Here is a 19,326-nt window from a genome sequence, read left to right as displayed (position 1 = left end):
CCCGCCCGCATGCAGCGCTTTGCAAAGCAGTCGAACGACCCTACATAGTGACGTCGGTCGTCAAACGGAGTTCAGGTGTGAGCGTTGCCTTCGTCAAGGAAGAGAGTGCGGAAACAGCAGCGGAAACCCAGCTGCCGGATCGGCCCATCTCGCCGCATCAGAACCTCGTCACGGAAACGGGCCTGAAGGCGCTCGAGGCGCAGCTGCAGGCCGCGCGCGAGGCGTTCGAGGCGGCCAATGCGCTTGAGGATGTGAACGAACGCCGCCGCCAGACGGCCGGTCCCGTGCGTGATCTGCGCTATCTCGCAGAACGGCTGCGCACGGCCCAGCTCGTGCCGGCGCCGACCGCGAACGATGTCGTCGCCTTCGGCAGCACCGTGACTTTCAGCCGCGATGACGGGCGCGTGCAGACCTACCGTATCGTCGGCGAGGACGAGGCCGACCCCAAGGCGGGCTCGATCTCCTATGTCTCGCCCGTCGCGCGCAAGCTGATCGGCAAGGCCGTCGGCGATGTCGTCACGGTGGGCGAGCAGGAACTCGAGATCGAGACCATCGCCTGAAACGAAAAAGGCCGGCTTGCGCCGGCCTTCTCATATCTTAGAAGCTGACGGCGCGATCGCCGTCCTCGTCCTGGATGCGCGTCGGCAGGCCGATGCGGTTCAGGAGGTTGATGAACGGCTTCGGCGGCAGTTCCTCCACATTGGCCATCTTCTTCACGTCCCACTCGCCGGTGGCGACGAGCATCGCGGCGGCGACGGGCGGAACGCCGGCAGTGTAGGAAATGCCCTGCGAACCGACTTCCTCATAGGCTTCCTTGTGGTCGGCCACGTTGTAGATGAAGACGGTCTTTTCCTTGCCGTCCTTCAGGCCCTTCACATAGTCGCCGATGCAGGTCTTGCCTTCGTAACCGGGGGCGAGCGACGCCGGATCGGGCAGCACGGCCTTGACGACCTTGAGCGGCACGACTTCCAGGCCTTCCGCCGTCTTGACCGGCTGCTCGGAAAGCAGGCCGAGGTTCTTCAGCACCGTGAAGACGTTGATGTAGTGATCGCCGAAGCCCATCCAGAAGCGGACGTTCGCGCCGTCCATGTTCTTGGCGAGCGAGTGCACCTCGTCATGGCCGCAGAGATAGGCGCGGCGCGTGCCGACGACCGGCAGGTCGTAATCCTTGCCGATTTCGAACATCTTGTTGGTCTGCCACTGGCCGTTCTGCCAGGAGTAGACGACGCCGGTGAATTCGCGGAAATTGATTTCCGGGTCGAAGTTCGTGGCGAAGTACTTGCCGTGGCTGCCGGCATTGATGTCGACGATGTCGACATCCGTCACCTTGTCGAGATATTCGTCCTTGGCGAGCTTGGCATAGGCGTTGACGACGCCCGGGTCGAAGCCGGCGCCGAGGATGGCGGTGATGCCCTTCTCCTCGCATTCGGCCGCACGCTTCCACTCGTAGTTCCCGTACCACGGCGGCGTCTCGCAGATCTTGCCCGGCTCTTCGTGGATCGCCGTGTCGATATAGGCGACGCCGGTATCCATGCAGGCGCGCAGCACCGACATGTTGAGGAAGGCGGTGCCGACATTGATGACGATCTGCGACTTCGTGGACGTGATCAGCGCCTTGGTGGCTTCGATATCCAGCGCGTCGAGCGCATGGCCTTCGAGAACGCCCGGCTGCTTCATCGCGTTCTTCTCATGAACGGACGCGATGATCTTGTCGCACTTCGCCTTGGTGCGCGAAGCGATGTGGATGTCGCCGAGCACGTCGTTGTTCTGGGCGCATTTGTGCGCCACGACCTGTGCAACGCCGCCGGCGCCGATGATGAGCACGTTTTTCTTCATGTCCCGGAATAGCTCCTTCTGGGGTTGATGGGGGAGATTTAGGAAAGGCTTGCTTCGTAATCCGCGTAGTCGAATTCGCGGACGGTGCGGATGCTGCCATCCAGTTCGCGGATGGCGATCGCCGGCATTTTCACGCCGTTGAACCAGTTCTTCTTGACCATCGTATAGCCGGCCGCATCCTGAACGGAGATGCGGTCGCCGACCTTCAGGCGGTTCTCGAAGTTGAATTCGCCGAAGATATCGCCGGCCAGGCACGACTTGCCGCAGACCATGTAGCGGTGCGGGCCGGTGTTGGGCGAAAGCTTGGCGTTCTCGCGGTAGATCAGGAGATCGAGCATGTGCGCCTCGATCGACGAATCGACGATGGCGAGGTCCTTGCCGTTGTTGAGGATGTCGAGCACCGTCACCTCCAGCGAGGTCGACTTGGTGATCGAGGCTTCGCCCGGCTCGAGATAGACCTGCACGCCGTATTCACCGGCAAAGCGCTTCAGCCGCTCCGCGAATCGTTCCAGCGGATAGTTCTCGCCCGTGAAGTGGATGCCGCCGCCGAGGCTCACCCATTCGGCCTTCTTCAACAGCGGTGCGAACTTATCCTCGATCGTGCCCAGCATGCGATCGAACAGGTCGAAATCACCGTTCTCGCAGTTGTTGTGGATCATGAAGCCCGAGACGCGGTCCATCACCGGCTCGACCTTTTTCACATCCCATTCGCCGAGGCGCGAGAAGGGGCGAGCAGGGTCGGCAAGGTCGAAGCTCGACGAGGAGATACCGGGATTGAGACGCAGGCCCCGCACGATGCCGGCCGCCTTGTCGGAGAACCGGTCGAGCTGGCCGATGGAGTTGAAGATGATCTTGTCGGCGTGGCTGATCACCTCGTCGATCTCGTAATCGGCATAGGCGACGGAGTAGGCGTGGGTTTCCTTGCCGAACCGCTCGTGCCCCAGGCGCACCTCATTCAACGACGAGGAGGTCGTTCCGTCCATGTAGTCGCGCATGAAATCGAAGACCGACCAGGTGGCGAAGCACTTCAGCGCCAGCAGCGCCTTCGCCCCGGACAGCTCGCGCAGCCGCGCGATCTTTTCCATGTTGGCGAGAAGCTTCGACTTGTCGATCAGATAATACGGCGTCGTAAGGGACATGCGGGACCTGTCTTGTGCGGTGGATGGCCGCCGGCGCAAACCGGCAATGCGACGAAAACGCGATGAGGAGGCGCAAACCGTCCGCTTCGCGTGGCTCAGGAAAGGGAAAAGCCGCTGTTACGGTATCGTCGTGCGGACACGGCGATGTGACAGCGCCTTGGCGCTGTTGCCCCGGTCGCGATACCTGGCGAGAAAGAGATTGGGCAGGCGCGGCGTCTTCACCGGGCGCAACGATGCGGCCGGCGTAACGGCATAAAAGCCAGACCGTGCCCCATGGGCACTGATCGAAAAGCGTTCTTCCGTTCGGGGGGCATCCGAGCCCATCCCCGATTGGAAGAGGGCGTGCCAAGACATGGCGTCCTCCCCAACCAGCAGATGAAACCTGCAACAAGTGGCGCTCTCTAACACGAGGCGGCCGGAAATATCAATGTGGCTTCCGCTGCGATTTTTTTCGTTTTTGCTCTTGCACCTCTAGTCGCTAGAGGTCGTAGACCATCCTTACGATAATGAAGAGGATTGTATGATGTCCGATGTGAAAGAGACGCGGTTCCGGGTCGAGGGCATGGATTGCGCGTCCTGCGCCAGCAAGATCGATACGGCGGTGCGCCGCATGCCTGGCGTGTCCGACGTCTCGGTTTCCGTCACCGCCGGCACGATGCGAGTGCAGCACGATCCGGCGAGCGATCTTGAGGCAGTCCGCAGGAAAGTGTCGGGCCTCGGCTATGTCGTGACGCCGGGTGCTGCCCTTGCGGGAGGCAATCCCGCATCGGAACACGCACATCCGGACTGCGGTCATGCGCATGCGCACGACCATGACCATTCGCATGGCCACGACCAGGGAGCAAAGGCCGCCGCCATCGAAGGCCTGCACGGCCACGATCACGGCCCCTCGGAAGGCCCCTGGTGGAAGGGCAGGAAGGGCCGGTTGACCATTCTTGCCGGCGGCGCGCTCGTGATCGCCTATGGCGTCGGCCACCTGTTTCCCGCCATTGCATCCTATGCCTTTCTCATCGCCATGATCGTCGGCCTCGTGCCGATCGGGCGGCGCGCCATCATGGCGGCGCTTGCCGGCACGCCCTTTTCCATCGAAATGCTGATGACCATTGCGGCCGTCGGCGCCGTCGTCATCAATGCGACGGAAGAGGCCGCGATGGTCGTCTTCCTCTTCCTCGTCGGCGAATTGCTGGAGGGCGTTGCCGCTGGCAAGGCGCGCGACAGCATCCGCTCGCTTTCGACCCTCGTGCCGAAGACGGCGCTGTTGGAGGAGGACGGCAGCACCAAGGAGGTGCCGGCCGAGGCGCTTCCCGTCGGCGCGGTCATCCTCGTGCGCCCGGGCGACCGGATTTCCGCCGACGGCACGATCATCGAAGGCGAGAGCGCCATCGACGAGGCGCCGGTGACGGGTGAAAGCACGCCCGTCCGCAAGGAGACCGGCGACACGGTCTTTGCCGGCACGGTGAACGGCGACGCGGCATTGCGCATCCGGGTCACGGCGGCGGCCGCCGACAACACGATTGCCCGCGTCGTCAAGCTGGTCGAAGAGGCCCAGGAATCCAAGGCGCCGACCGAGCGCTTCATCGATCGCTTCTCGAAATATTACACGCCCGGCGTCGTCGTGGTCGCCGCGCTCGTCGCGATCATCCCGCCGCTCGCCTTCGGCGGCGTCTGGAGCGAATGGGTCTACAAGGGCCTCGCGGTGCTGCTGATCGGTTGCCCCTGCGCGCTCGTCATCTCCACGCCGGCGGCCATCGCCGCGGCCCTGTCCGCCGGGGCCCGCCGGGGGCTGCTCATGAAGGGCGGCGCCGTGCTGGAAGGGCTGGGCAAGCTCACGGCCATCGCCTTCGACAAGACCGGAACGCTGACCGAGGGAAAACCCGTCGTCACCGATGTCGTCGCCTTCTCGTCGCCGACCGAAGAGGTGCTGCGCCTCGCCGCAGCGCTGGAGGCAGGCTCCAGCCATCCGCTGGCGCTCGCCATCCTCGCCAAGGCCGCTGGGGACGGCATCCTGGCCCCGGCCGCCACCGGTTCGCGCGCGCTGGGCGGCAAGGGCGTCGCCGCCACCGTCGAGGGCAGGGAGGTCTTCCTCGGCTCGCCGAAGGCCGCCGCCGAGCATGTCGCGTTGTCCGAAGAGGTGCAGGCTGCGACCGTGGCGCTCAACGATGACGGCAAGACCGTGTCCATGCTGATCGTCGACGGCGTGCTGGCCGGTGCCATCGCCATGCGCGATGAACCGCGCGCGGACGCCGCCGCCGGCTTGAAAGCCCTGAAGGACCTCGGCATCAAGACCGTCATGCTGACCGGCGACAATGCCCGCACGGCCAAAGCCGTCGGCGCCGAACTTGGCATCGAGGTGCGCGCCGAGCTGATGCCGGAGGACAAGCAGCGCATCGTCGGCGAACTCCAGCGCGAAGGTTTTGTCGTCGGCAAGATCGGCGATGGCATCAACGATGCGCCGGCGCTCGCCGCCGCCGATGTCGGCATCGCCATGGGCGGGGGAACGGACGTGGCGCTGGAAACCGCCGATGCCGCCATCCTGCACGGCCGGGTGGCCGACGTGGCGCTGATGACGGACCTCTCGAAGCGCACGATGCGCAATATCGTCGAGAACATCGTGCTCTCGCTCGGCCTCAAGGGTGTCTTCCTTGTCACGACCATTATCGGCATCACCGGCCTTTGGCCCGCAATCCTCGCCGATACCGGTGCCACCGTGCTGGTCACGCTGAATGCGCTGCGTCTCCTCAGGCCGATCAAGTGACGCGGCGCAGGACAATCCTCGGCCTCTGCGTGCTGGCCGCGATCGTCGGAGCGACGGTCGCCGCACAGATGCCGGCGGCGGAGGCACCCAGGCAACGGGTCTTCCGGCTCGAAACCGTCGACGGCAAGCCGTTCGGGTCCGCTGATCTCGCCGGCAGGCCCTATCTCATCTTCTTCGGCTTCACCCATTGCCCGGATGTCTGCCCGACCGCGCTTTTCGAGTTGAGCGGTCTCCTGAAGGAGATCGGTCCGGCCGCGGATCGCATCACGCCGCTCTTCGTCTCGATTGATCCCGAACGCGACACGGCGGAACTGCTCAAGCTCTACATGACGTCCTTCGATCCCCGCATCGTGGCGTTGCGGGGCGATGCGGCTCAGACCAGGCAGGCTGCGGATGCCTTCTCGGCCACATTCAGGAAGGTGGAGACAGCGTCCGACAGCTACACGATGGACCACACCGCCGGGCTCTTCCTCATCCGCGCGGACGGGCGTTTGCAGGGCATGCTCGACATGCACGAGCCGCGTGCGGTCCAGCTCCAGAAACTGAAGCTGCTGGCCCAGACCTGAAGCATTTCCAGCCGAAGCGGCATCGCTTCGGCGTCGGACAATGCGGCAATGATCTAGTAATGGTCGTCGTGGCAGAGTTCGTGATTGGCGAGCGCGCGGATGACATAGCAGTCGCGCACCTGGTCGGAATGGCAATGGCTGGTGATGCGCACCAGCTCGGCTTCCAGCTTCTGGAGGCGGGCGATCTTGCGGCGAACGGCAGAAAGCTGTTCGGCGGCGATGCGGTCGGCATCGTGGCAAGGGCGCTCGGGATGCTGGCTGAGATCGATCAGTTCACGGATGGCATCGAGGGTGAGGCCGAGATCGCGCGCATGGCGAATGAAAGCGAGCCGGTCGCGTTCGTCGCTGGAGTAACGCCGCTGGTTGCCTTCGGAACGTTCGGCCGGTGCGATCAGCCCCATCTGCTCATAGTAGCGGATCGTGGGAATCTTGACGCCTGTTGCCCTGGAAAGATCGCCGATGGTCAGCATCGTTTCGCCTCGTCGCATGCACTCGCCCACAGATGGACGTGGAGGTCATGAAAATCAAGTTTTCCGGCTCTCCCCATCGTGCGGACAGCGCGCGGCAAGGTTCTGACGTTTTTTTGTACATGCCGTGATCGTTGGACGAAAGAATGCCGCAAATCTGGGGTTGAAGCTCTGGTGGCAAGAGGGTTTAAGCTCCGGCCGATCCTGGTCGGCTCCGTGTCGCCGACCGCGGCATGAAGCCGCAAACGAACAAGATTAACGAAGTTCTAAGCAATCGCTTGGACTCTAGACGAAACGGGCGCCGCGCGATTGCGGCGCGCCGAACTTCCAACAACCGAAACAGACCGATGTTTGTGCTTCGCCAACGCTCCGATACCAAATCCGCCCGCCCGCGCCTTTCCCTGCTCGCGCGCCTCGCCGCCGCTACGGTTGCCGGTGGCCTGCTTGCCGGCTGCATGGCCATGGACGTCGCCTCGCTTGCGGAAGCGCCCAAGCTTTCCAACAAGGTGAAGGCGGAAATGTCGAAGAAGAAGATGCGGCCGGAAAGCCCGGTCCTCGTGCGCATCTTCAAGCAGGAGAGCGAGCTGGAGGTCTGGAAGGTCGATGCCAGCGGCAAGTATGCCCTGTTCAAGACCTATCCGATGTGCCGCTGGTCCGGAAAGCTCGGCCCCAAGACGAAGAGCGGCGACCGCCAGGCACCCGAAGGCTTCTACCATGTCTCGGCCAGCATGCTGAACCCGAACTCGCAATATTACGTGTCGTTCAATCTCGGCTATCCGAACCGTCTCGAATCGGCGCTCGGCTATACCGGCGAGGCGCTGATGGTGCATGGCGCCTGCTCGTCGTCGGGCTGCTATGCCATGACGGACCAGGGCGTCGGCGAGATCTATGCCATCGTGCAGAAGGCGCTTGAAGGCGGCCAGCAGCGTTTCCAGGTGCAGGCCTTCCCCTTCCGCATGACGACGGAGAACATGGCCAAGCATCGCGGCGACCCGAACATGCCGTTCTGGCGCACGCTCAAGGAAGGCTACGACGCCTTCGCCTTCACGCGCCAGCAGCCGAAGGTGTCGGTGTGCGGCGGGCGCTATGTCTTCAACCGCGAATTCGTGAACGGCGAGCCGAGCGATCCGCTCGCCCAATGCCCGGCGACCGTCGACGGTGTACAAAATGATGTGATCGCGAAGATCGGCGCGGAACAAAAGAAGCTGGATGCGGCTTTCGCCGCTGCCACACCGGTTTCGAGCTTCGCCTATGTGGACGGCGGCATGCATCCCAGCTTCCGCTCGCTTTTGAAGCAGCAGGGCGCGAAGGGCATGGCATCACGCATCTCTCGCACCAAGTATCCGGTGAGCCGGCCAGACGCCGCGCTTGCCGATCCCTATGACAAGTAAGGTGTGAGGGCGTTCGTTGACATTTGAAAGCGTAACCCGCCGGACTTTCCTCCTGGGCAGTGCCGGACTGGCGACGACGGTCCTGGCCGGCTGCACCACGGCCCGGGAACGGGTCGAAGTCAGGCCCGAGCCTGTCGTCGACAACAGCATCTATGCGGCCATGTACGGGCCCAAGGATGACGAGCAGTTCCCGCTGCCCGCCATTCCCTACCAGAAGATCGATCCGCGCTTCTACCGCCAGATGGTGCCGAACCCGACCGGCGAGCGCCCCGGCGTGATCGTCGTCGATACGGCGAACCACTTCCTCTACCTGACCTATGAGAACGGGCAGGCCATGCGCTATGGTGTGGGCCTCGGCCGCGCCGGCTTCGAATGGGCGGGCCGCGGCGTCATCCAGTACAAGCGCGAATGGCCCCGCTGGACGCCGCCGGACGAGATGATCGCCCGCCAGCCCGAGCTGGAACCCTACAGTTCGCGAAACGGCGGCATGGAGCCGGGCCTCAAGAACCCGCTCGGCGCCCGTGCGCTCTACATCTTCCGCGACAAGCAGGATACGCTCTACCGCATCCATGGCTCGCCGGAATGGTGGACGATCGGCAAGTCCGTGTCGTCGGGCTGCGTGCGCATGATCAACCAGGACGTGGTCGACCTCTACAACCGCGTGCAGAGCGGCACGCCGATCGTCGTGCTCGGTGCCGCAGCACCCGCCATGGCGGCGGTCGATCAGCCGATGCCCGTCTATGACGAGGCCACGCCGGTCTACTGAGATTTGCCTGAGCAATGAAAAAGGGCGTGCCAGCAACTGCCGGCACGCCCTTTTTCTGTCTGCGAAGCCGCTTAGGTGCGCGGTTTCAGGTTTTCGGGGTCGTAGAGCGGCTTGTAGCCGATGCTGACCACCTCGACCGGGTAGATCTCGTCGAAATAGGAGATGTTGAGCTTGCGGCCTTCCTGGCAATAGGCATGCGGCAGGTAAGCCAGCGCGATGTTCTTGCCGATGGTCGGGCCGAAGGCGATCGACGTCGTGTAGGAGCGGCGGCCGAGTTCGTCGATGAGCACTTCACCGGTGTCCGGATCCATGACCGGCAGGTTGCCGAGCGGATAGCGCTTCACGCCGTTCCTGTCCGTATTCTCGGTCATGACCAGCGTGCAGAGCATGGCGGGCTGGTGGGGCCTGGCCTTGTACTCCAGATGCTTCGCCTTGCCGCGGAAATCCGCTTCCTTGACCTTCGGGCGCGCCAGGTCGGCCTCGATCAGGTTGTACTGGGTGAGCAGGTCGGCATTCTGCAAACGCAGGCTCTTTTCCATGCGGCGCGAGTTGGCGTAGGTCTCGACGCCGACGGCCATGGCGCCGGTGGAGCGCAGCGCATCCCACACGGCCAGGCCGTCCTCGTACTTCATGTGCAGTTCCCAGCCCTGCTCGCCGACATAGGAGATGCGGAAGGCGGTGACCTGCTTGCCGGCGATCTCGATCGGCTTGATGGCCGCGAACGGGAAGTTCTCGATATCGAGGCCGGCGGGATCCGCGACGACCTTCTTCAGGTTCTCGCGGGCGTTGGGGCCCCAGATGCCGATGGTGATGTACTTTTCCGAGGTATCGGTGATGGTGACGTCAAGGCCGCGATCTTCGGCGACGCGCTTCATATAGTGGAAGTCGCGCGGGCCGGCGTCGGCGCCGTTGACGAGGCGGCAGCGGTCGGCCATGCGGAAGACCGTGAAGTCGGCGCGCACCATGCCCTCGTCGTCGAGGAAGTGGGTGTAGATGCCCTTGCCGATATTGCCGTCACCGCCGATCTTGGCGGCGCAGAGCCATTCGAGAAGCTCGACATGATCGGGGCCCTCGATATCCACCATGTGGAAATGCGAGAGGTTGATGATGCCGCAATCCTCGCTGAGCGCCAGGTGCTCGGCATTGGAAACACGCCAGAAATGGCGGCTGTCCCACTCGTTCTCGCGCACCGGAACGCGGTCGCCGTACTTTTCCAGCAGATGTTCGTTGGCCTTGTAGCCATGCGCACGCTCCCAGCCGCCGAGTTCCATGAAGTAGCCGCCGAGCTCGACTTCGCGCTCGTAGAAGGGCGAGCGCTTGACTCCGCGCCCCGAGGCATAGGGTTCGCGGTTGTGCACGGCGGGGAAGTAGATCTTCTGCGCCGCCTCGAACGTGCGGCCCTCGATGAACTTCTCTTCCAGCTGGTGCGGATAGAAGCGCGAATAGTCGATCGAGTTGTGGTCGATCTCGGTGCGTCCGTCCGTCATCCAGTCGGCGATCAGCTTGCCGTAGCCGGGGCCGTCCTTGACCCAGATGGCGACGCAGTACCAGAGGCCGCGCACCTTCTGGCTTTCGCCGCAGGACGGTCCGCCGGCAGCCGAGACCTGGAGGAGGCCGTTGAAGGAATGGCTTTCATTGTAGCCGAGTTCGCCGAGGATCGGCGTCAGCTCCATCGCCTTTTCGAGCGGCTCGAGGATCTGCTCCATGTCGAGATCGCGCTGCGAGGGCGAGAGGCGGGCTTCGTTCTTCTCGAGGATGTCGCGCGGGTGGCACAGCCGCGGATTGGTGGTCTCGTAGTAGCCCCACTCGATCTGGCCGCCTTCGGTGGTCTTCGGGTCGCCGGTGTCGCGCATATAGGCGGAGTTGCCCTGGTCGCGCAGCAGCGGGTAGCCGATTTCCTTTCCGGTGCCTTCGAACTCGTTGTACGGGCCGAAGAAGGTCAGCGGGTGGTCGACCGGCATGACGGGCAGGTCCTCGCCGACCATTTCGGCGATCAGGCGGCCCCAGATGCCGGCGCAGACGATGACATGGTCGGCCATGATGGTGCCGCGATGGGTGACGACGCCCTTGATGCGCCCGCCCTCGACGATCAGCGACTTCGCCGGCGTGTTGGCGAAGGCCTGCAGCTTGCCGGTCTTCTCGGCAGCATCGACCAGCTTGCCGGCGACGGTCTGCGAGCGCGGGATGACGAGGCCGGCATCCGGGTCGAACAGGCCGCCCTGCACCTGGTCCTCCTCGATCAGCGGGAACTTTTCCTTGATCTCGGCCGGCGACACGTAGTGCGCGCGCGTGCCGAACGCCTTGGCGGAGGACAGCTTGCGCTTGATCTCCTCCATCCAGGTATCGTCGCCGGTGCGCGCGACCTCGAGGCCGCCGATGCGGGCGTAGTGGCCCATCTTCTCGAAGAAATCGATGGAATACTGCGTCGTCCAGACCGAGAGATAGTCATGGCTCGTCGTGTAGCAGAAGTCCGAGGCATGTGCCGTCGAACCGATGTCGGTCGGGATGCCCGACTTGTCGATACCCACGATATCGTCCCATCCGCGCTCGATGAGATGGTGGGCGATCGACGCGCCCACGATGCCACCCAAACCGATGATGACGACCTTCGCCCTTTGCGGAAATTCTGCCATGTGCTGGACCCCGATGAGAAATTTGAGGCCGACTTTAGGGCCTCGTTCTGCGCCATTGCAGCCTGTCTGCGACGGCTCCGCGACCAGTTCCGACAGTCGCGGGAATGGCAGCACGACCCTAGCCGATCATGCCGCCGGCGCAACGCAATTCATGATGTCGGGCGCTGGTCAGGTTTTGCCCGGGTCTGCGCTTCTTTGGAAAGCCATGCCGATGACCGGCATGTCACATTTGCTATATATCGGCAGGCTAAAGCGCCGGGGGGCACAGAGACCAGGGAGGGGCGACATTGGCAGGCGATACGGCGGTCCGGGCGGATGCCCCGTCCAACGACCACGCGCACGGTGTCTCCATCGGCGAAGCGGTGGGCGTGTGGGCGCGGGTGGCGGCGCTGAGCTTCGGCGGCCCGGCCGGGCAGATCGCGGTCATGCATCGTATCATCGTGGAGGAGAAGCGCTGGATCGGCGAGAGCCGCTTCCTGCACGCGCTGAACTACTGCATGCTGCTGCCCGGCCCGGAGGCGCAGCAGCTTGCCGTCTATATCGGCTGGCTGATGCACCGCACGCTGGGCGGACTGATCGCCGGCCTGCTGTTCATCCTGCCCGGTTTTCTCGCCATTCTGGCGCTGAGCTACGTCTATATCGTCTTCGGCGATGCGCGTGTGGTGGAGGGGCTGTTCTTCGGCCTCAAGGCGGCGGTGCTCGCCGTGGTCGTGCAGGCGGTTTTCCGCATCGGCAGCCGTGCCCTGGCCAATCCCGCGATGATCGCCATTGCCGGCACGGCCTTCATCGCCATTTTTGCCTTCAAGGTGCCGTTTCCGCTCATCGTCGCCGCCGCAGCCCTGATCGGCTATCTCGGATCGAAGTCCGGGATGCGGCTTTTCCGCGTAAGCGCCGGCCATGCCGCCACCCGCGGCGCGGTGCTGCAGGACCGCGATTCGCTTTTGGGGGAGGCGACACCTGCCCATGCCCGGCCGGATTTGCGCTGGTCGCTGAAGATCTCGGGCGTGCTGCTCTGTCTCTGGCTCGGCCCCATCGCACTGATCTGGTTCGTTGCGGGCGGCGACAGTGTTTTCACCCATATCGGCATCTTCTTCAGCAAGATGGCGGTCGTCACCTTCGGCGGCGCCTATGCCGCGCTTGCCTATGTCGCGCAGGAGGCGGTGCAGCACTATGGCTGGCTACGGCCCGGCGAAATGCTGGACGGGCTCGGCATGGCGGAAACGACGCCGGGACCGCTCATCATGGTGCTGCAATTCGTCGGCTTCCTCGGCGCCTATCGTGATCCCGGCGGCCTGAACCCGATGGTGGCGGCGACGTCGGGCGCGATCCTCACGACCTGGGTGACCTTCACGCCCTGTTTTCTCTGGATTTTCCTGGGTGCCCCCTTCATCGAGAGGCTGCGCGGCAACGCGGCGCTGTCGGGCGCGATGTCCGCCATCACCGCCGCCGTGGTCGGGGTCATCCTGAACCTGGCCGTGTGGCTTGCGGTGCATACCCTGTTCCGGACGGTAACCGTACTCTCGGCCGGGCCGCTGCATATCGAGCTCCCGGTGCTTTCGACGCTGATCCTGCCGTCGGCCCTGCTGGCCGCGGCGGCGGCCTTTGCGCTCTTCAAGCTGAAAAGCACCGTGCCGGTGACACTGGGCCTGTCCGCACTCGCCGGAATCGGCTGGGTTCTGCTGACCGGCGGCAACTGACCTGTCCGAACCCATGCGTTTGTTGCATGGGTGACGTGCGGGCTTTGCGCTGTACCGCAGTGCAGCATTGCGGTACAACACAGTCATCGAAAGACGCGGCGCCACGGATCGGTGCCGAACAGAGAGCCTCAGGAAAGGGGATCATCATGAACATGGCACGTTCCTTCAGCAATTGGCGCAAATATCGTCAGACCGTCACCGAACTCGGCCGCATGACCGAGCGGGAACTCAACGATCTCGGTATCGCACGCTCGGATATCCGCCAGGTCGCCCGCAACGCCGTCGGCTTCTGACCGACTGGCCGCACGACGGCAGGAATTTGGAAACGCCCGCTCTTGAGCGGGCGTTTTTGCATTGCGAAGGACGCCGGCGAGGGGAAGGCCGGCAGGGTATCTTCAGGCATTCGCTACGCGCATAACGCATGGCTGCTTTGCAAAACGATGCCTATGAAATCATCAGGAATCGGATATAGTCATACCTATCGAAGCAACGTACCTCCTCCCACGAAGCTTCGATGTTTGCAGAAGGCCTACTCCTCCTCCCAAGGCCGACTGCGGGAATGGCGACACTCCTCCTCCCAGTCGTCATTCGGTTCTATCGGAAAGCCTGCCGCACCTCCTCCCGCGGCAGGCTTTTCCATTTCTGGACCGCGGCAACGCCGCGCCCTTCCTTGTCGCCACGTTTTCCCGATGCTTTCGTTTGCAGGCAATCTGCATTGCATGCGTTATCGGCATCATTGTGTTCTCGAAAATATAACGCTGGCAAAATGGCAGGCAGCGATATATTCACGAGGATATCACGCTGCCGGAAGGCGGAAATGGGAGAACAGGAATGAACCGTCGTCTGCTTCTGAAACTCGTCGTCGCCGCCTTTGCCGCTTTGCCGCTGGCCTTGCCGGCCATTGCCGCCGAGAAGGTCACGGTCTTTGCCGCCGCCAGCCTCAAGAATGCGCTGGATGCGGCGAATGCCGCCTGGCAGGCCGAAACGGGCAATGAGACGACCGTATCCTATGCCGCGAGTTCAGCACTCGCCAAGCAGATCGAAGCGGCGGCTCCCGCCGATCTCTTCATCTCGGCTGATCTCGCCTGGATGGACTATGTGGCCGAGAAGAAGCTGATCAAGGACGAAACCCGCTCCAACCTGCTCGGCAATCGCATCGTACTCGTGGCGCCGAAGGATGCGGCCAAAGCGGTCGACATCAAGGAAGGTTTCGATCTGGCCGGCCTCGTGGGTGACGGAAAGCTCGCCATGGGCGCCGTCGACAGTGTCCCGGCCGGCAAATACGGCAAGGCCGCGCTGGAAAAGCTCGGCGTCTGGCCGTCCGTCGAAAGCAAGGTCGCAGGCGCCGAAAGCGTGCGCGCCGCGCTCGCGCTGGTATCACGCGGCGAGGCGCCCTACGGCATCGTCTATGAAACGGATGCCGCCGCCGATCCGGGCGTTGCGATCGTCGGCACCTTCCCGGAAGACAGCCACCCGCCGATCATCTACCCGGTCGCCATCCTCGCGGAATCCCGCAGCCCCGCCGCTGCCGCCTATCTCGACTTCCTGAAATCCGAAAAGGCCGCGCCATTCTTTACCGGGCAGGGTTTTACCGTCCTGAAATAGCGCGAGCTTCACGATAGCCCTGCGCTGTACGATCGAGGCTGTTTCCATTTCATTTTGCGATTGGCGATCGTATGACCTCGTGGCACCCCCCTCGCACCGCCTCCGAAGATACCCACGAGCCGGGAGCGGTATCGTGGACTGGCTAGCGCTGAGCGCCGAGGAATGGACCGCGATCCGGCTGAGCCTTCGGGTTTCGTCGGTGGCGGTGCTCGTCAGCCTGCCGCTCGGCATTCTGGTCGCGCTGGCGCTGGCGCGCGGCCGCTTCTGGGGCAAGTCGCTGCTGAACGGCATCGTGCACCTGCCGCTCATCCTGCCGCCGGTCGTGACCGGCTTCATCCTGCTCATGCTGTTCGGTCGGCGCGGGCCGGTCGGCTCCTTTCTCGATGATTGGTTCGGTATCGTCCTGTCCTTCCGCTGGACGGGCGCGGCGCTGGCCTGCGGTGTCATGGGCTTTCCGCTGATGGTGCGTTCCATCCGGCTCTCCATCGAGGCAGTCGACCGCAAGCTGGAGGAGGCCGCCGGAACGCTGGGGGCAAGTCCGCCCTGGGTTTTCCTCACCGTCACGCTGCCGCTCATCCTGCCCGGCGTGCTGGCCGGCTTGATCCTCGCCTTCGCCAAGGCAATGGGCGAGTTTGGTGCCACCATCACCTTCGTCTCCAACATACCCGGCGAAACGCAGACCCTGTCGGCTGCCATCTACACCTTCACGCAGGTGCCGGGGGGCGATCAGGGCGCCATGCGCCTCACGCTGGTCGCTATCGCCATTTCCATGGTCGCGCTGCTCGCGTCGGAAATCCTCGCCCAGCGCATTGGCCGCAAGGTGCATCTCGAATGAGCCTCGTCGTCGATATCCGCCACCGCCTCGGCGATTTTTCCTTGGAAGCCGCCTTTTCCTCCGATGGCGGCGTGACGGCATTGTTCGGCCGGTCCGGCTCGGGCAAGACCTCGCTCATCCGCATCATCGCCGGCCTGACGCGCCCCGCGGACGGCCGTGTCCAGCTCGACGGCGACGTGCTGGTCGATGCCGCTGCCCGCCGCTTCGTGCCGCCGCATCGTCGCCGTTTCGGCTATGTTTTCCAGGAGGCACGCCTTTTTCCGCATCTCACGGTGCGCCGGAACCTCGATTACGGCCGCTGGTTCGCGCCGAAAGGTGCACGGGCGGAAAACCCCGCTCGCATCATCGATCTGCTCGGCATCGGGAGCCTGCTCGACCGCCAGCCCGCTCATCTCTCGGGCGGTGAAAAACAGCGCGTCGCCATCGGCCGCGCGCTCCTGTCGTCTCCGCGTCTTCTGCTGATGGACGAGCCGCTGGTCGCCCTCGACGACGAGCGCAAGGCGGAAATCCTGCCTTATCTGGAGCGTCTGCGGGACGAGGTCGGCATTCCCATCGTCTATGTTAGCCATTCCGTCGCCGAGGTTGCCCGCCTTGCCGACACGGTGGTGCTGATGGCCGCTGGACGCATCGAGGCCATCGGGCCGGCATCCGATGTGTTGGGCGGTCCGCGCCTTGCCTCCGCCATGGAGCGCCGCGAAGCCGGCAGCGTCCTGACCGGCCGCGTCGAGGCAAACGACGCGGCCCATGGCCTCGCCACCATCCGCCTCGAAGGCGGTGCCGCACTGCTGGTGCCCGGCGCGAAGGCCTCGCCCGGCGAGACGGTGCGGCTTCGCATTCCCGCCCGCGATGTCATGGTGGCAACGGCCCGCCCGGAAGGCTTGAGCGCGCTGAACATCCTTGAAGGCACGCTGGAAGCGATCGAGCCGGACGGGGAGGGCATGGCAAGCCTGCGCATCGCCTGCGGCGGCGATCATGTCCGCGCCCGCATCACCGCGCTTTCGGTCGAGCGCCTTGGTCTCGAGCCCGGACTGCCGGTTCATGCGGTGATCAAGACGGTCGCGCTGGAATAGGCCTCACTCCGCCAAGTGGGTGACGATCCAGCCGATATCATCGACAAGGGCCGCTTCCGCCTTCTTCTCCATGGTGTGGTAGTGCGCGATCAGCGCTTCGCCGAACGGTGTCAGCATGGCGCCGCCGCCCTGCTTGCCGCCGCGCTGCGACTCCACCACGGGTTCGCGAAACAGGCGGTTCATCTCGTCGACCAGAAGCCACGCGCGCCGATAGGACATGTCCATCGCCCGGCCCCCGGCGGAAATCGAGCCGGTCTCGCGGATATGCGTAAGAAGTTCGATCTTGCCGCGCCCGATGCGACCCTCCGGCTCGAACTGGAGGCGGAAGATGAGTTTGGGTGCGCGCTTGCCGGCTGCTGACATGAAAAGGGCCCGTGCTGATGACGGGCCCAGATATAACAGCGTTTCCCGCGCAGGAAAGCTCAGGCCGCGCGCTTCAGCGCATCGCCGAGGATCGAGACGATATCCTCGAAATGCGTCTTCTCGGCAATCAGCGGCGGCGAAAACGCGATGATGTCGCCGGTCACGCGGATGAGCAGGCCCTTCTCGAAGCAATCCACGAAGACGTCATAGGCGCGCGCGCCCGGTGCGCCGTCGCGCGCGGCAAGCTCGATGCCGGCGATGAGGCCGATCGTGCGGATGTCGATGATATGCGGCAGGCCCTTCAGCGAATGCATCGCCGCATGCCAGTCGTCCTGCAGCTCCGCACCGCGGGTGAAGAGGCCCTCGTCACGGTAGATGTCGAGGGTGGCGATGCCCGCGGCGCAGGCGGCGGGATGGCCGGAATAGGTGTAGCCGTGGAAGAGTTCGATGGCGTTTTCCGGGCCGTGCATCAGCGCGTCGTGCACCTTGCGGCTGGAGAACACCGCGCCCATCGGGATCGCGCCGTTGGTGAGCCCCTTGGCCGTGGTCACGAGGTCGGGCGTCACGCCGAAATAGTCGGTGGCGAAGGCTGCGCCCAGACGGCCGAAACCGGTGATGACCTCGTCGAAGATCAGCAGGATGCCGTGCTTGTCGCAGATCGCGCGCAGCTTTTCGAGATAGCCCTTCGGCGGGATCAGCACGCCGGTGGAGCCGGCGACCGGCTCGACGATGCAGGCGGCAATGGTTTCCGCGCCATGCAGCGCGACGAGGCGCTCCAGATCGTCGGCAAGCTCCGCGCCATGCTCCGGCTGGCCCTTCACATAGGCATTCCTGGCGAGGTCATGCGTGTGGCGCAGGTGGTCGGAACCGGCAAGCTGCGGAAAGACGCGGCGGTTGTTGACGATGCCGCCCACCGAAATGCCCCCGAAGCCGACGCCGTGATAGCCCCGCTCGCGGCCGACCAGGCGCGTGCGCGTGCCCTGGCCGATGGCGCGCTGATAGGCGATGGCGATCTTCAGCGCCGTATCCACCGACTCCGAGCCGGAGCCCGTGTAGAACACCCGGTCGAGCTTGGCGCCATCAGGGCCGGGCGCGATTTCGGCCAGCCGCTCGGCGAAGTCGAAGGCGATGGGATGGCCCATCTGGAAGGAGGGCGCGAAATCCATCTGCGTCAGCTGACGCTCCACGGCGGACGCGATCTGCCGGCGGCCATGGCCGGCATTGACGCACCACAGGCCCGCGGTGCCGTCCAGCACCTGCCGACCGTCGCTGCTGGTGTAGTACATGCCTTCGGCGGCGGCGAGCAGGCGCGGCGCGGCCTTGAACTGGCGGTTGGCGGTAAAGGGCATCCAGTAGCTGTCGAGCACCGGCGCATTGGGTTTGTTGTGCACGTTCATGGCGAAGTCCTCCAGGGGCGGATCCGGCAAGGGCGCAACGGCGCACCACCGGAATTGCGAAAATCGAAAGGAAGAGCATGTCGGAAATGCTCTGGCTGGCGGGATTGTCGCCATGATTTGCAAGGCCGAACAAGTCCTTTTCTTCTTGACGCCAAGCGATTGAAAATAAAGGATGGAGGAAGAGAGAGTTTCGCTATTTCGAACATATAGAACAGGCGGAGGCCATGTCGGTCGATATCGGAGGCAGGCTGCGCTACCTGCGCATGGCCCACAACCTTTCCCAGCGCGAACTCGCCAAGCGCGCCGGTGTCACCAATTCCACCATTTCGCTGATCGAATCGAACGCGTCCAACCCGTCCGTTGGCGCCCTGAAACGCATTCTTGACGGCATCCCGATCGGCCTTGCGGAATTCTTCGCCTTCGAACCGGACCGGCCGAAGAAGGCCTTCTACCGCGCGGACGAGCTGACGGAGATCGGCAAGGGCGGCATTTCCTACCGGCAGCTGGGCGACAACCTCTTCGGCCGCAGCCTGCAGATCCTGAAGGAGTGTTACCAGCCCGGCGCCGATACGGGAAAGGTGCCGCTGGTGCACGATGGCGAGGAGGGGGGCATCGTGCTGTCAGGCCGCCTCGAAGTGACCGTGGATGACGAGCGGCGCATCCTGGGTCCGGGCGATGCCTACTACTTCGAAAGCCGGCGCCCGCATCGCTTCCGCTGCGTCGGCCCGGTGCCTTGCGAGGTCATCAGCGCCTGCACGCCGCCGACCTTCTGAACGGCAAAAAGCCCGCCGGTGGCGGGCTTTCCA

At 64.2% G+C, this 19,326-nt stretch carries 17 protein-coding genes; 11 read left to right on the top strand and 6 right to left on the bottom strand.

Annotated elements, in window-relative coordinates; all coding sequences use genetic code 11:
• The first annotated feature begins 77 nt into the window (after window positions 1–77).
• Window positions 78–560, top strand: coding sequence for a transcription elongation factor GreA (gene greA, locus B5M41_RS16640; RefSeq protein WP_134649015.1), 483 nt, complete (start codon window positions 78–80; stop codon window positions 558–560).
• A gap of 37 nt (window positions 561–597) precedes the next feature.
• Here the strand turns inward: greA and B5M41_RS16635 are convergent, their stop codons facing one another.
• Window positions 598–1,836, bottom strand: a complete 1,239-nt coding sequence (locus B5M41_RS16635) for a saccharopine dehydrogenase family protein (protein WP_134649014.1) — start codon at window positions 1,834–1,836, stop codon at window positions 598–600.
• Window positions 1,837–1,874: 38 nt separating this feature from the next.
• Window positions 1,875–2,975, bottom strand: coding sequence for a carboxynorspermidine decarboxylase (locus B5M41_RS16630; protein WP_134649013.1), 1,101 nt, complete (start codon window positions 2,973–2,975; stop codon window positions 1,875–1,877).
• Window positions 2,976–3,498: 523 nt separating this feature from the next.
• On the opposite strand from B5M41_RS16630, the gene B5M41_RS16625 reads away from it, so the two are divergent.
• Window positions 3,499–5,730, top strand: a complete 2,232-nt coding sequence (locus B5M41_RS16625; protein WP_134649012.1) for a heavy metal translocating P-type ATPase — start codon at window positions 3,499–3,501, stop codon at window positions 5,728–5,730.
• Window positions 5,727–6,296, top strand: a complete 570-nt coding sequence (locus B5M41_RS16620) for an SCO family protein (RefSeq protein ID WP_230640139.1) — start codon at window positions 5,727–5,729, stop codon at window positions 6,294–6,296. Before B5M41_RS16625 ends, B5M41_RS16620 begins: the two co-directional genes overlap by 4 nt.
• A 53-nt stretch (window positions 6,297–6,349) precedes the next feature.
• On the opposite strand, the gene B5M41_RS16615 is transcribed toward B5M41_RS16620, so the two are convergent.
• Window positions 6,350–6,766, bottom strand: coding sequence for a MerR family transcriptional regulator (locus B5M41_RS16615; protein WP_134649044.1), 417 nt, complete (start codon window positions 6,764–6,766; stop codon window positions 6,350–6,352).
• Window positions 6,767–7,110: 344 nt separating this feature from the next.
• On the opposite strand from B5M41_RS16615, the gene B5M41_RS16610 reads away from it, so the two are divergent.
• Together B5M41_RS16610 and B5M41_RS16605 are read left to right on the top strand one after the other, a co-directional pair.
• Window positions 7,111–8,154 (top strand): L,D-transpeptidase family protein, encoded by a 1,044-nt coding sequence (locus B5M41_RS16610; protein WP_209020868.1) that lies wholly within the window; start codon window positions 7,111–7,113, stop codon window positions 8,152–8,154.
• 16 nt (window positions 8,155–8,170) lie between these two features.
• Window positions 8,171–8,920: a L,D-transpeptidase family protein gene (locus tag B5M41_RS16605; RefSeq protein WP_134649011.1), complete on the top strand. Its 750-nt coding sequence runs from the start codon at window positions 8,171–8,173 to the stop codon at window positions 8,918–8,920.
• Window positions 8,921–8,991: 71 nt separating this feature from the next.
• On the opposite strand, the gene B5M41_RS16600 is transcribed toward B5M41_RS16605, so the two are convergent.
• Window positions 8,992–11,553: a GcvT family protein gene (locus B5M41_RS16600; RefSeq protein WP_134649010.1), complete on the bottom strand. Its 2,562-nt coding sequence runs from the start codon at window positions 11,551–11,553 to the stop codon at window positions 8,992–8,994.
• Between the two features lie 287 nt (window positions 11,554–11,840).
• On the opposite strand from B5M41_RS16600, the gene chrA reads away from it, so the two are divergent.
• The 5 genes from chrA to modC all read left to right on the top strand — a co-directional run bounded on the left by chrA (window position 11,841) and on the right by modC (window position 16,760).
• Window positions 11,841–13,250 carry a chromate efflux transporter gene (chrA, locus tag B5M41_RS16595; protein WP_134649009.1) on the top strand — a complete coding sequence of 470 codons (1,410 nt, stop codon included), beginning with the start codon at window positions 11,841–11,843 and terminating at the stop codon, window positions 13,248–13,250.
• A gap of 146 nt (window positions 13,251–13,396) precedes the next feature.
• On the top strand, window positions 13,397–13,543 hold the full coding sequence (locus B5M41_RS16590; protein ID WP_134649008.1) for a DUF1127 domain-containing protein: 147 nt from the start codon (window positions 13,397–13,399) through the stop codon (window positions 13,541–13,543).
• Window positions 13,544–14,081: 538 nt separating this feature from the next.
• Window positions 14,082–14,855, top strand: a complete 774-nt coding sequence (gene modA, locus B5M41_RS16585) for a molybdate ABC transporter substrate-binding protein (RefSeq protein WP_134649007.1) — start codon at window positions 14,082–14,084, stop codon at window positions 14,853–14,855.
• Window positions 14,856–14,988: 133 nt separating this feature from the next.
• Window positions 14,989–15,690, top strand: a complete 702-nt coding sequence (gene modB, locus B5M41_RS16580) for a molybdate ABC transporter permease subunit (RefSeq protein WP_134649006.1) — start codon at window positions 14,989–14,991, stop codon at window positions 15,688–15,690.
• Entirely contained in the window at window positions 15,687–16,760 is a 1,074-nt protein-coding gene (gene modC, locus B5M41_RS16575) for a molybdenum ABC transporter ATP-binding protein (RefSeq protein ID WP_134649005.1), read from the top strand. Before modB ends, modC begins: the two co-directional genes overlap by 4 nt.
• 3 nt (window positions 16,761–16,763) lie before the next feature.
• Here the strand turns inward: modC and B5M41_RS16570 are convergent, their stop codons facing one another.
• Window positions 16,764–17,123, bottom strand: a complete 360-nt coding sequence (locus B5M41_RS16570) for a winged helix-turn-helix domain-containing protein (protein WP_134649004.1) — start codon at window positions 17,121–17,123, stop codon at window positions 16,764–16,766.
• Window positions 17,124–17,182: 59 nt separating this feature from the next.
• Window positions 17,183–18,520 carry an omega-aminotransferase AptA gene (aptA, locus tag B5M41_RS16565; protein ID WP_134649003.1) on the bottom strand — a complete coding sequence of 446 codons (1,338 nt, stop codon included), beginning with the start codon at window positions 18,518–18,520 and terminating at the stop codon, window positions 17,183–17,185.
• 224 nt (window positions 18,521–18,744) lie between these two features.
• Between aptA and B5M41_RS16560 the strand changes: the two genes are divergently transcribed.
• The gene (locus B5M41_RS16560; RefSeq protein ID WP_134649002.1) at window positions 18,745–19,293 is read left to right on the top strand and encodes a cupin domain-containing protein; all 549 of its coding nucleotides are present in this window, start codon (window positions 18,745–18,747) and stop codon (window positions 19,291–19,293) included.
• Window positions 19,294–19,326: the final 33 nt, after the last annotated feature.

It is taken from the genome of Shinella sumterensis, from assembly GCF_004514425.2.
GTDB classification, from domain to species: domain Bacteria; phylum Pseudomonadota; class Alphaproteobacteria; order Rhizobiales; family Rhizobiaceae; genus Shinella; species Shinella sumterensis.
The sequence above is the reverse complement of the archived record's forward strand: the minus strand, read 5'-3'. Positions and strand labels throughout refer to the sequence as shown.